Consider the following 12,358-nt stretch of genomic DNA (forward strand, 5'->3'; position numbering starts at 1 on the left):
AAAGGGTGAGGCGATTGTCGGAAGTACTTTCCCAGAATGAAATAGACGCGCTCCTCTCTGCCATTTCCACGGGGGAAATGGATGCTGAAGAATTGAGAAGAGAAGAAAAAGAACAAAGAATAAAAACCTATGATTTTAAACGGGCTCTGCGGTTTTCGAAAGATCAGATCAGAAGTCTTACAAGGGTACATGAGAATTTCGCACGCTTGTTAACTACTTTTTTTGCGGCACAGTTGAGAACATATGTGGAAATTTCCGTCGTATCGGTTGACCAGCTGCCATATGAGGAATTCATACGCTCCATACCGCGAATGACCATTTTGAACATTGTAGATGCAAAGCCGCTTGATGGGAGCCTTCTCGTTGAAGTCAATCCAAATATCGCCTATTCCATGATGGACCGGCTGATGGGAGGATGGGGAGCAAGTGTAAACAAGGTGACTCATTTAACCGAAATCGAAACGAGAATCCTTTCCCGTCTGTTTAAAAATGCATTATCCACCTACAAGGAAGCCTGGAGCAATGTGGTTGAACTCGATTTTGCGGTAATAGATTTTGAGGTGAATCCCCAATTTCTGCAAATGGTGTCGCCAAATGAAACAGTGGTTGTTATCTCACTTTCCACAACGGTCGGTGAAACGAGCGGCATGATGAACGTTTGTCTTCCGCAGGTTCTGTTGGATCCGATCATTTCCAAGCTTTCGGTGCATAATTGGATGCAAAACAGCCAAAAGGAATTGTTGCCCGAAGAAGCGGCACTGATCGAACAAAAGATCCGGAAAACCCCGCTTCCCGTGTCCGTTCAGCTGGGTTCGGCCAGTATGAATGTAGAAGAGTTTCTGCAGTTGAATGCGGGCGATATCATTCAGTTGAACAAAAAGATCAATCAGCCGTTGGCTGTGTATGTGGAGAACAATAAAAAATTTATGGCCCAGCCTGGAAAAGCAAAAAACAGAATGGCAGTCCAGATTTTAGAACAAATAGAGGGGGACGAGTAAATGAATAGCGGAAATATGCTCTCTCAGGATGAGATTGATGCGTTGCTGAGTGGAGGCAGCGTGACATCTGATGATGATCCAATCATCGAAGATTTTCTGAATTCAATGGAACAAGACGCACTTGGAGAAGTCGGCAACATTTCATTCGGCAGTGCCTCAACCGCTTTATCAACCTTGCTGAATCAAAAAGTCCAGATTACAACGCCGACGGTCTCGGTAATCAAAAAAGAAGAATTGCAGGGTGAGTTTCCCATTCCGCATGTAGCAGTAAAAGTGGAATATGTAGAAGGGATACAAGGCACAAACCTGCTTGTGATTAAAACAACCGATGCCCAGATTATTGCTGATTTGATGCTCGGCGGTGACGGAACGAGCCCTTCTGCAGATTTTGGAGAAATGCAGCTCAGTGCCGTTGGAGAAGCGATGAATCAGATGATGGGCTCTGCCTCAACCTCTCTTTCTTCCATATTTAATAAACGAGTGGATATTTCGCCACCTGTTATTGATGTGCTGGATTTTAATGACTCTTCAGACATGATTACCGATCAGGATATTCTTATCAAAGTGTCCTTCCGGCTCAAGGTCGGGGAACTGATTGACTCCAGCATCATGCAGCTGATGCAAACAGATTTTTCTCAAAATCTGGTTTCCGAGCTTATGGCTCCTCCCATGGTGCAGGCTGCTGCAACTTATGAAGATCAATTACAGAGCGAAATCACTGCACTCAAAGAACCATTGGTGTTGGATGACATTCCTTCAAACGCAGCTCGCCCGCAAAGTTTGGAACCTGATACCGCTGTATCTGTTCAGCCTGCTGTATTTTCCGATTTTGAAGAAAGCTCTGGTGTGTATCAGGAAACAAAGAACCTTGATATGCTTCTGGATATTCCGCTTCAGGTAACGGTTGAACTTGGACGGACGAAAAAGAGCATTAAAGAGATTTTGGAATTGTCGCCGGGGTCGATTTTGGAACTGGACAAGCTGGCAGGAGAACCGGTGGATATTCTGGTGAATGAAAGACTGATTGCCAAAGGGGAAGTTGTTGTTATCGATGAAAATTTTGGTGTCAGAGTAACAGAGATTGTAAGCAGAAAAGACAGACTGAAAAATTTATAAATGAAAGAGTGAGAACAAATGGCTAAACGTATTTTAGTAGTAGATGATGCAGCATTTATGAGAATGATGGTAAAAGATATTCTGACCAAAAACGGATTTGAGGTCTGCGGAGAAGCGGGAGACGGAGAACAGGCGGTTGAAATGTATAAGGAACTTTCACCGGACCTTGTTACCCTCGACATCACAATGCCGGAGATGGACGGAATCACTGCTTTAAAAGAAATTAAAAAGGTGGATTCCGGTGCAAAGGTCATCATGTGTTCTGCAATGGGACAACAAGGAATGGTTATTGATGCGATCCAGGCTGGAGCTAAAGATTTTATTGTAAAACCATTTCAGGCTGACCGCGTCATTGATGCGATCAATAAAGCGTTGAATTAATAACAGGTGGTGCAGCAATTGAGGAAGTTTACTAGATGCATCGCTGTTCTTATTGTCGCTTTCCTCCTCAATTGTTTTGTACAAACTGAGGCAGCGGCAGCAGAGAACAAGGAGACCCAAGCGCCTGCAGCATGCAAAACGGTATTTGAGTGTCTGGATACAAAAGCAGGGAAAGAAGACCAGGCGAAGCAGCAGCAGGAAACCAAAGCGGAGAGTTCTGCCACAGGGGGAAGCGGTGTGGTCACATTTATTAAAGTGCTGTTCTCATTGGGATTGGTTTTGTTCCTGCTCTTCTTTCTTCTGAAAATGATACAAAAGCGGACAAAAAACTATCAAGAAGGCAAAGTATTGCAATCTATCGGGGGATTGAGTGTGGGGTCGAACCGTTCTGTGCAGATAATCAAGGCCGGTTCAAGTGTCCTTGTTATCGGTGTGGGGGAAACGGTGACCTTGCTAAAAGAAATTAATGAAGAAGAGGAAGTGAAGCAGCTGCTTTCTTCGTCTCCACAGGAAACGGGCAGCCGTTTGAAAAAAACATCTGGTTTTTCCGATGTTTTTAAGGCTCAGCTTGGTGAACTTTCAGGTGAACGGGGAGATTTGCTGAAGCGTTTCGTGCGGAAAGGAAAAGCTGATGACTGATTTACTTCCAAATCTTACTAACCAAACAGGCGGAATCGAAACAACGATACAGCTGCTGCTCCTTCTTACCGTTCTCTCACTGGCGCCAAGCATTCTCATTTTGATGACCTGTTTTACGAGAATTGTAATCGTTCTGTCGTTTGTACGAACGTCACTGGCCACGCAGCAAATGCCCCCGAACCAGGTGTTGATTGGTCTTGCGCTGTTTCTTACCTTTTTTGTAATGGCTCCTACTTTTCAGGAAATCAACAAGGAGGCAATTGGTCCACTTATCAGAGGGAAAATCACCCAGGAAGAGGCTTTTGACAAAGGGACGCTTCCTTTAAAGGAGTTTATGACAAAGCATACGCGTGAGAAGGATCTGGAGCTTTTTCTAAATTATTCCGGAGCCAAACGCCCTGAGAAGATAGAGGATATTTCCCTTATTGCGCTTGTACCGGCCTATTCGATCAGTGAATTGAAATCCGCGTTTCAAATGGGTTTTATGATCTTTGTTCCTTTTCTTGTAATTGATATGGTGGTCGCTTCTGTGCTGATGGCGATGGGAATGATGATGCTGCCGCCCGTAATGATCTCTCTTCCGTTTAAGATATTGCTCTTTATTCTTGTGGACGGGTGGTATTTGATTGTCAAGTCACTGTTATCAAGCTATTAAACAAGTAGGTGTTTTCGTTGAATCCTGAAGTCGTTATATCCATTGCAGAAAAAGGTGTTTATATGACTCTCCTCCTTTGCGGACCTTTGCTTGCAATCGCTTTGGCTGTTGGCCTGATTGTCAGTATTTTTCAGGCGACCACACAAATTCAGGAACAGACGCTTGCGTTTATTCCAAAAATTGCGGCTGTGTTACTGGCATTAATCTTTTTTGGACCCTGGATGCTTTCACAGCTCGTTTCATTTACGTATGACATTTTTAACAATTTGAATCATTTCGTAGGACTGTAATTCATGGATGCTATAAATTCTTTTCCAGCCTTTTTATTGATCTTCATGAGAGTGGGTGCTTTTTTCGCAACGGTTCCGATTTTTTCTTACCGGAATATTCCTAATGTCCATAAGATCGGGCTGGCAGCCTTTTTGTCATGGATTATGCTGTATGCCTTGGGAGCTCCAGAGGTGGCCGTGAATGGTGAGTTTATCCTGCTGGTCTTTAAAGAAGCGCTCGTTGGTTTATCGCTGGGCCTTATTGCCTCCATCCTGTTCTATTCCATTCAGGTGGCAGGGGGCTTTATCGATCTTCAGATGGGATTTGCGATCGCCGGTGTTTTCGATCCTCAGACGGGTGTGCAGACACCGCTGCTCGCGAAATTTCTGTATCAGCTTGCACTCTTATTCCTTTTGGCACTGAACGGCCATTATCTGCTTCTTGATGGTCTGTTTTACAGTTATTCCTTTGTTCCTCTTACTGACGTTCATTTTGGTTTGGGGAATGGAGAAACGGCAAGGCATGCGGTATCTGTCGTGACAGCCATGTTTGTTATTGCCTTCCAGATGGCACTTCCCGTTGTCGGGACCCTTTTTTTGGTGGACCTGGCACTGGGCATTGTTGCCAGAACCGTTCCTCAAATCAATATCTTTGCCGTAGGCCTTCCTTTAAAGATCTTAGTGGCATTCGGTATTCTGCTGATTATCCTGCCTGTGTTTTTTATGAGTGTCCAGCATTTGAGTGATGAGACTGCACAGGCTATGAGAAAGCTTTTAATGCTGCTTGGAGAGTGATCACATGCCTCAAAGGCTGGATTTGCAATATTTTTCGGGGGAAAAAACAGAAAAGGCCACACCAAAGAAACGCGAGGAAAGCAAAAAAAAGGGACAGGTGGCCAAGAGTGCAGACGTAAATACCGCGGTTACCCTGTTTGCTGCATTTTTGATGCTCTGGTTTACCGGAAGTGCCGTTGCGCAAAAGTTGTTTCATTTGATGGAATTCACATTTCAGCACAATCTGACCGTTGAACTGACCGAGCAGAACAGTCAGCTGCTGTTTGTCGTGCTGGTGAAGGAAACTGCAGGAATTCTTCTTCCAGTGCTGCTGACGGTGCTTGCAGCGGGTGTCTTTTCCAATTTTATTCAAGTCGGCTTTTTGTTTTCAGGTGAAGCTGTACGGATGAAGTTTGAACGGATCAATCCATTACAGGGATTTAAACGGATCTATTCCCTCCGCGCGCTCGTTGAGCTGACAAAATCGGTTTTGAAAATTGCCGTTGTTGGCTGTGTCACCTTCTTTGTCATATGGAGCAAGAAGGACCAGCTCTTAAAAGTTTCTCAGGTCAGCGTTGAGTCTGCTCTTGGTATGTATGGAAAGATGTCGTTTCAGATGGGGTTCTATGCAGCCCTGGTACTCCTTCTATTTTCCCTGCTGGATTATCTGTATCAGAAATACGATTTTGAAAAAAGCATCCGTATGTCGAAACAGGACATTAAAGATGAGTACAAAAAGTCCGAAGGGGATCCGAAAATCAAAGGGAAAATTAAAGAAAAGCAGCGCCAGATGGCCAACCGGAGAATGATGCAGAGCGTTCCGAACGCAGATGTGATCATTACGAATCCCACCCACTTTGCCATAGCTTTGCAATACGATGATCAAAAAATGGAAGCACCGGTGGTGGTGGCCAAGGGGGCTGACCTAATGGCCCTGAAGATTAAAAAAATTGCCCGTGAAAATAAAGTGACGATGGTAGAAAACCGTCCGCTTGCAAGAACTTTGTACAGCAGAGCCGAAATTGGGGATGCCATTCCTGAAGATCTGTTTAAGGCAGTGGCAGAGATTTTGGCCTATGTTTACCACTTAAAGAATAAGGTGCATCGGTAAGGAGAGAAGGAATTGATGAAAGCAAGAGATATAAGCGTTCTAGTTGGGGTTATTATGATCATCGCCATGCTGATCATCCCTTTGCCGCCCTGGCTGCTCGACTTTTTCATCATTATTAATATTACACTGGCACTCGTAATTATTTTAATTTCAATGAATATGCAGGAACCATTGCAATTTTCTATTTTTCCGTCTCTCTTACTGCTTGTCACTCTCTTCAGGCTGGGGTTGAATGTATCAACGACCCGATCCATCCTGGGTTCCGGAAAAGCAGGGAACGTGGTTCATACATTCGGAGAATTTGTAGTTGGCGGTAACATTCTGGTCGGAATCGTCGTCTTTTTTATCCTTGTTGTCATTCAGTTTATTGTCATCACCAAAGGATCAGAAAGGGTTTCTGAGGTAGCAGCCCGTTTTACACTGGATGCCATGCCTGGAAAACAAATGAGCATCGATGCTGATTTGAATGCCGGAATGATTTCTGACAGGGAAGCGAAGGAACGCCGTGAAAAAGTGGAAAGAGAATCTGATTTTTACGGAGCGATGGATGGGGCCAGCAAATTTGTAAAGGGAGATGCCATTGCTGGAATCATCATCGTTCTTATCAACATGCTGTTTGGCATAATTATCGGCATGACACAGATGGGGCTGGGCTTTGCCGAAAGCGCACATACATTTACACTGCTTACAGTCGGTGACGGCCTGGTAAGCCAGATCCCCGCTCTGATTATATCGACGGCAACAGGGATTATTGTAACAAGAGCAGCATCGGAAGGTAATCTGGGCTATGACATCTCACGCCAGATTCTGGCTTATCCGCAAATGCTTATTGTTGCAGGTGGAACCATCATCGTTCTGGGTCTTTTTACGCCGATCAATGATTTGGTTACCCTGTCTGTTGGCGGACTTATTTCGCTCGGGGGATATCTTCTGTTAAAAGCAGAGAAAGAGAAAAAAGAGCAGGACGAAATCATGGAAGAAGATAACCAGACCGAACAGTTGAAAACACCTGAAAGCGTCATGAACCTGCTGCAGGTGGATCCTGTTGAATTCGAGTTTGGGTACAGTCTGATTCCACTGGCTGACACCAACCAGGGAGGAGACCTTCTCGACCGGGTAGTGATGATCCGCAGGCAGCTGGCGCTGGAGCTCGGCATCATTTTGCCGGTGGTCCGCATCCGGGATAATATCCAGCTGCCGCCGAGTGAATACCGCATTAAAATCAAAGGAAACGAAGTAGCAAAAGGAGAGCTGCTGCTCGATCATTACCTGGCAATGAGCCCAGGTATTGACGATGAAGCAGTGCAGGGCAAGGAAACGGTGGAGCCGGCATTTGGTCTGCCTGCCCTCTGGATTGGGGAAGACATGAAGGACCGTGCGGAAATGTCAGGCTATACGGTTGTAGATCCTCCATCGGTCGTTTCCACTCATTTGACAGAAATATTAAAGAAATATGCACATGAGCTGATCGGCCGACAGGAAACGAAACAACTGGTGGACCATATGAGAGAAAACTATCCGAGCCTCGTCGAAGAGGTAACTCCTGATCCATTATCTGTCGGAGAAATCCAGAAAGTGCTGTCCAAATTGTTAAAAGAAAAAATATCCATACGCAACTTGCTGGTGATTTTTGAAACGCTGGCGGACTTCGGAAAGATGTCACGTGATGTGGATCTATTGACAGAGTATGTCCGGCAGGCATTATCACGGCAAATTTCAAAGCAATATGGAACAGAAAATGAGCCATTGAATGTAATCACGCTTGGAGCCGGAGTTGAAAAAAGAATTGCGGACCATGTGCAACAAACGGAACACGGAAATTATTTGTCCCTTGATCCGGCAGATGCTCAGGAAATATACAGCCAGGTGATGAAAGAAATGGATCAAAGCAGGAATTTTGGACAGCTGCCTGTCCTTTTATGCTCGCCTGCCGTGCGCATGTACGTGAGGCAGCTGCTTGAGCGCCACCTGCCTGACCTGGTGATATTATCTTATAACGAACTGGAGCCTGATCTCGAAGTACAAAGTGTAGGAGTCGTCAATCTATGAAGGTGAAGAAGTACATAGCACCCACTATGCAAGAAGCAATGGGAAAGATACGCAATGATCTGGGAAGCGAAGCTTTTATCCTTCAGTCAAGACAGGTGCGGACGGGTGGCTTTTTTGGCTTTTTCATCAAGCAGAGCGTTGAGGTTATCGCGTTGCTGGATGTTGAAGAGGGAGCAGAGTCCGCTCGCAAAGCAGAAAAAGCCCAGAGCTCTTCACTTGTAGAAAAAAGCATGATCAAGGAAGATATTCCGTCGTGGCAATCCTACTTTAACGACCAGGGTGTATCGCATCTATTAATAGAAGAAATTATCGCCGATATGCAGGGAACCGCTAAAAACGGGGACACAAAACGCTGGCTGGAACAATGGCTGCTTGGTCGTGCATCTACTCCCTCATCTCCAGGCTCATTGTATGACACACAATTTTTAACGGTGGTAGGCCCGACGGGTGTAGGGAAAACGACTACGCTCGCGAAACTGGCAGCAAAGGCGAAGCTCGAAGATGGCAAAAGTGTCGCTTTCATCACGTTGGACACCTACCGGATCGGTGCGGTGGAACAACTAAAAACCTATGCTGAAATTCTGAAAATGCCGCTAAAAGTGGTGTACAATACCGAAGACTACGAGAAGGCAAAGCAAGAACTCTCTTCTTATGACTTGGTGTTGACCGACACGGCCGGCAGAAACTTTCTGAATCCGGAATCCATGGATGAACTGGGCGGCCTGTTGCAAGATCAGATGGATCACACAAAGTATTTGGTTTTATCTTTAACTTCAAAATACGAGGATCTCAAACACGTAATCCAGCATTTCAGCCGGACTGGAGTCAACCGGCTGATTCTGACTAAAAAGGATGAGACAGCTTCTTTGGGAGCGTTAATCAATATATTGCTGATAGAAAACACCATCCCGCTTTATATCACAAACGGACAAAATGTTCCAGATGACATTTCAACCGTTACACCGAAAGCGATCGTCAGCATGTTCCTGCAGCAGAAAAGAGATGCGTGATCAGGCAGAACAACTTCGTATACGAGTACTAGAGACGTCATTACAAGCGAAAAAAGCGAAGGTCGTTTCGGTGCTCAGCGGAAAAGGCGGGGTTGGGAAAACAAATGTAGCAGTGAACTTATCCCTTGCCCTTTCAGGACTTGGGAAAAAAATGGTGCTGGTTGATCTGGATATCGGCATGGGCAACGTTCATCTGCTGCTTGGACTGACCCCGCGCCACACGATCGCCGATCTGTTTGAACATCACCTTTCCGTCAGGGAGATCATTGAAAAAGGCCCAGGCAGCCTTGATTATCTTGGTGGTGATAACGGTCTTCTCTCTTTGTTAGAGCTTGACCGCAACAGTCAGGTTCATTTTGTGAGAGAGCTTGAGAAATTATCGGCAGCCTATGATTATATCGTATTCGATATTGGTGCCGGTTTGTCAGAAGCGAGCTTGAAGTTTGTATTGGCCGGTCATGAAGCCATCCTGGTTGCTACTCCGGAAATTACATCGCTTACTGATGCGTATTCCATGATTAAGCTGCTTCATGCTGAACGGCCTGAACTCCCTGTCTGGACCATGATTAATCAATGTGAAAACGAACGGGAAGGCAGGGCAGTACATGACCGCTTGAACGAGGTGAGCTCCCGGTTTCTTGGAAAGAAACTGGCCAACTTGGGGCAAGTTTCTTTCGACCCGGCCGTGCGGCGGGCTGTTATGGAGCAATCGCCGTTTGTGCTGGAAAGTCCGCGCTGTGAAGCGAGCGGACAAATTCAAAAGGCAGCTCATTGTCTATTGGGGAACGCCAAGGTCCAAAAGGGAGCAGTTGACCAATCTTTTATTAGTAAACTTTTAAGTTTTTTGAGTAAAAGCTAGCGTTGTGCACGAGGGGGAAGAAGATGGACACGAGTGAATATTTGGATATTTTTATTGAAGAAAGTAAAGAACATCTCCAGTCGATAAATGAACATGTGCTTCTTTTGGAGAAACAACCGGAAGAGCTGGCAACCATTCAGGAAATTTTTCGTTCTGCTCATACATTAAAAGGCATGTCAGCTTCCATGGGTTACGGCGATCTTGCAAATCTTACGCATGCGATGGAAAACGTTCTGGATGGAATCAGAAATGGTAAACTGCATGTGACACAGAAACTGCTGGATTCGCTGTTTGTTTCGCTTGACCATTTGGAAGAAATGGTCATGTCGATCGCAGCTGGCGGCGATGGAAAAAAAGATACGAAAGAACTGATACGCCTTTTGAACGGGATACTGGGGGAGGATACCCAGGATAAGGCCCAGACAGATACAAGTAATGAAGATTTACGCAGTTATGATGAATTTGAGCGTTCGGCGATCCATCAATCACTTGAGCAAGGTTTTCTGGTGTACAGGATTGAAGTTGAGCTCCATAAAGAGTGCCTGCTGAAAGCGGTGCGGGCCTTTATGGTTTTCAATGCGCTGGAAAACCTCGGCGACATCATAAAGTCAGAACCTTCAGCCGACTTGATTGAACAGGAACAATTCAATCAAAGCTTTTTCGTTACGCTCATAACACAACAAGAAGCGGCGACAATTGAGTCGGAATTGTTATCAATCTCAGAAATCGAAAAAGTGGCACTAACGCCGCTTCAGCCGGTGGGCAGCGAACAGAAGGAAGCTGTGGCAGAGCAGGTGGATGATCAAAAAGGCACCACAACAGGACCTAAAAAGAATTCCCCGCCAAAATCTGCAAAGACGATCAGGGTAAGCATTGAGAGACTGGATCTTCTGATGAGTCTTTTTGAAGAGCTGGTGATTGACAGAGGCCGTCTTGAAAGGATTTCAAGCGAGATGAAGGATGCTGCACTTCAGGAAACGGTAGAACGGGTTTCACGGGTTTCATCGGATTTGCAGGAATTAATTCTTAATATGCGGATGGTTCCCATTGACCAGGTATTCAACCGGTTTCCGAGAATGGTACGCGGATTGGCCAAAGATCTGCATAAAAAGGTGGAATTGCAGGTAGAGGGAGCAGAAACCGAACTGGATCGTCTGGTTGCCGATGAAATCGGAGATCCGCTTGTTCATTTGCTGCGTAATTCATTGGATCATGGTATTGAAGATCCGGAGCAGAGAATCCGTTCAAGGAAAAGCGAAAAAGGCACAATAACCTTGAAGGCGTACCACAGCGGCAACCGTGTATTTATCGAGATTCAGGATGACGGGGCAGGAATTGATGCCGACAAGGTGCTTAATCGGGCGGTTCAAAAGGGGATTATCAGTGAGAATTCAGCCCGTACATTGACTGGCAGGCACGTTTATGAGCTGCTGTTCGCCCCTGGTTTTTCTACAGCTGAAGTGATTTCCGATATTTCCGGCCGCGGCGTCGGCCTGGATGCAGTTAAAAATAAAATAGAATCGCTCGGAGGGTCGGTTTCTGTGGATTCCACCGCCGGACAAGGTTCAACCTTTACCATCCAGCTTCCTCTGAACCTTTCCATCATACCGTCTCTGCTGGTCGAAGCGGGAACAGAAACATATGCTGTTCCGCTTCCATCGATCATTGAAACTGCATTGGTCGATCCTCAGGATATCATCATGGTCCATAAGCAGCCCATGATGGATTTCCGCGGAAAGGTTATACCGCTGGTTTCATTAAAGGATTGGCTCGAAGTGCCGCAGGAGGCCAAAAAAGGAGAGACCAATCGAGCGGTTGTTATTGTTAAAAAAGAAAACAAATTGGCCGGTTTGATCGTAGACGGGCTGATCGGGCAGCAGGAGATTGTCCTGAAGCCGCTTGGAAGCTATCTCGATGTTCCTTTTGTTTCAGGAGCGGCAATATTGGGAGACGGCCAGGTTGCCCTCATTATCGATTGCAATTCGCTATTTATATAACGGTGACAGAGAGGAGAATGAGTATGAGTGAGCAGGAATTAAAAATAGTCGTGTTCCGGTTAAAGGATGAAGAATATGGCGTGAATGTCCTTAATGTCCTATCCATCGAACGTGTTTCACCAATCACGCGGGTTCCGAAAACACCTTCATTTGTTAAAGGGGTGATGAACCTGCGCGGGGTGGTAACACCGGTTATTGATTTGCGGAGCCGGTTTGGCATGGAAGAGAAGGATGCGGATGACGACACCCGGATTATCATCGTGAATACGGAAGGAATGGATGTGGGACTGATTGTGGATGCAGCGAACGACGTGCTGGATCTGTCTCTTTCTGACATCGAGCCTACACCGGAAGTGGCGGGTGGCATAAACGCCCGGTATCTCGATGGAGTGGCCAAAATGGATGGAAGGCTATTCATTCTGCTCCGTTTGGACAAGGTGCTCGACAAGGATGAAATAATGGAGCTTCAGGGAGCGGCTGATGAATCATAGAGGTGCGGT

At 45.8% G+C, this 12,358-nt stretch carries 13 protein-coding genes; all 13 read left to right on the forward strand.

All coding sequences use genetic code 11. From position 1 onward, the window contains the following. Positions 1-14: 14 nt before the first annotated feature. From fliM to AS030_RS06075, 13 genes are read left to right on the forward strand one after another with little or no spacing between them, the layout of a single operon-like run. Positions 15-998, forward strand: a complete 984-nt coding sequence (gene fliM / locus AS030_RS06015; protein ID WP_061969444.1) for a flagellar motor switch protein FliM — start codon at positions 15-17, stop codon at positions 996-998. Beyond that, positions 999-2,114, forward strand: coding sequence for a flagellar motor switch phosphatase FliY (fliY, locus tag AS030_RS06020; protein WP_061969447.1), 1,116 nt, complete (start codon positions 999-1,001; stop codon positions 2,112-2,114). 18 nt (positions 2,115-2,132) lie between these two features. After that, a complete protein-coding gene (locus AS030_RS06025) occupies positions 2,133-2,495 on the forward strand; it encodes a response regulator (protein WP_061969449.1) in 363 nt (120 codons plus the stop codon). Positions 2,496-2,513: 18 nt separating this feature from the next. Beyond that, the gene (locus tag AS030_RS06030; RefSeq protein ID WP_061969450.1) at positions 2,514-3,134 is read left to right on the forward strand and encodes a flagellar biosynthetic protein FliO; all 621 of its coding nucleotides are present in this window, start codon (positions 2,514-2,516) and stop codon (positions 3,132-3,134) included. Further along, positions 3,127-3,789: a flagellar type III secretion system pore protein FliP gene (gene fliP / locus AS030_RS06035; RefSeq protein WP_061969452.1), complete on the forward strand. Its 663-nt coding sequence runs from the start codon at positions 3,127-3,129 to the stop codon at positions 3,787-3,789. The genes AS030_RS06030 and fliP overlap by 8 nt, the downstream gene beginning before the upstream one ends. A gap of 17 nt (positions 3,790-3,806) precedes the next feature. Continuing rightward, positions 3,807-4,079 (forward strand): flagellar biosynthesis protein FliQ, encoded by a 273-nt coding sequence (fliQ, locus tag AS030_RS06040; protein ID WP_061969454.1) that lies wholly within the window; start codon positions 3,807-3,809, stop codon positions 4,077-4,079. Positions 4,080-4,082: 3 nt separating this feature from the next. Then, on the forward strand, positions 4,083-4,853 hold the full coding sequence (gene fliR, locus AS030_RS06045; protein ID WP_061969455.1) for a flagellar biosynthetic protein FliR: 771 nt from the start codon (positions 4,083-4,085) through the stop codon (positions 4,851-4,853). Positions 4,854-4,857: 4 nt separating this feature from the next. After that, complete coding sequence (gene flhB / locus AS030_RS06050) at positions 4,858-5,943, forward strand: flagellar biosynthesis protein FlhB (RefSeq protein ID WP_061969457.1); 1,086 nt, start codon at positions 4,858-4,860, stop codon at positions 5,941-5,943. Positions 5,944-5,958: 15 nt separating this feature from the next. Next, positions 5,959-7,992: a flagellar biosynthesis protein FlhA gene (gene flhA / locus AS030_RS06055; protein ID WP_061969459.1), complete on the forward strand. Its 2,034-nt coding sequence runs from the start codon at positions 5,959-5,961 to the stop codon at positions 7,990-7,992. Next, entirely contained in the window at positions 7,989-9,002 is a 1,014-nt protein-coding gene (locus AS030_RS06060) for a flagellar biosynthesis protein FlhF (RefSeq protein ID WP_061969461.1), read from the forward strand. Before flhA ends, AS030_RS06060 begins: the two co-directional genes overlap by 4 nt. Then, positions 8,995-9,861, forward strand: coding sequence for a MinD/ParA family protein (locus tag AS030_RS06065; RefSeq protein WP_061969463.1), 867 nt, complete (start codon positions 8,995-8,997; stop codon positions 9,859-9,861). Before AS030_RS06060 ends, AS030_RS06065 begins: the two co-directional genes overlap by 8 nt. A 23-nt stretch (positions 9,862-9,884) precedes the next feature. Beyond that, entirely contained in the window at positions 9,885-11,858 is a 1,974-nt protein-coding gene (locus tag AS030_RS06070) for a chemotaxis protein CheA (protein WP_061969465.1), read from the forward strand. Positions 11,859-11,881: 23 nt separating this feature from the next. After that, the gene (locus AS030_RS06075; RefSeq protein WP_061969467.1) at positions 11,882-12,349 is read left to right on the forward strand and encodes a chemotaxis protein CheW; all 468 of its coding nucleotides are present in this window, start codon (positions 11,882-11,884) and stop codon (positions 12,347-12,349) included. The last annotated feature ends 9 nt before the right edge of the window (positions 12,350-12,358 follow it).

The organism is Fictibacillus enclensis, from assembly GCF_001457035.1.
Lineage (GTDB): Bacteria > Bacillota > Bacilli > Bacillales > Fictibacillaceae > Fictibacillus_C > Fictibacillus_C enclensis.

Excerpts from the sequence above, each read along its gene's own strand:
- fliY (WP_061969447.1), top strand. The coding sequence starts at position 999 with ATGAATAGCGGAAATATGCTCTCTCAGGATGAGATTGATGCGTTGCTG.
- AS030_RS06025 (WP_061969449.1), top strand. The coding sequence starts at position 2,133 with ATGGCTAAACGTATTTTAGTAGTAGATGATGCAGCATTTATGAGAATG.
- fliP (WP_061969452.1), top strand. The coding sequence starts at position 3,127 with ATGACTGATTTACTTCCAAATCTTACTAACCAAACAGGCGGAATCGAA.
- fliR (WP_061969455.1), top strand. The coding sequence starts at position 4,083 with ATGGATGCTATAAATTCTTTTCCAGCCTTTTTATTGATCTTCATGAGA.
- flhB (WP_061969457.1), top strand. The coding sequence starts at position 4,858 with ATGCCTCAAAGGCTGGATTTGCAATATTTTTCGGGGGAAAAAACAGAA.
- flhA (WP_061969459.1), top strand. The coding sequence starts at position 5,959 with ATGAAAGCAAGAGATATAAGCGTTCTAGTTGGGGTTATTATGATCATC.
- AS030_RS06060 (WP_061969461.1), top strand. The coding sequence starts at position 7,989 with ATGAAGGTGAAGAAGTACATAGCACCCACTATGCAAGAAGCAATGGGA.
- AS030_RS06065 (WP_061969463.1), top strand. The coding sequence starts at position 8,995 with ATGCGTGATCAGGCAGAACAACTTCGTATACGAGTACTAGAGACGTCA.
- AS030_RS06070 (WP_061969465.1), top strand. The coding sequence starts at position 9,885 with ATGGACACGAGTGAATATTTGGATATTTTTATTGAAGAAAGTAAAGAA.
- AS030_RS06075 (WP_061969467.1), top strand. The coding sequence starts at position 11,882 with ATGAGTGAGCAGGAATTAAAAATAGTCGTGTTCCGGTTAAAGGATGAA.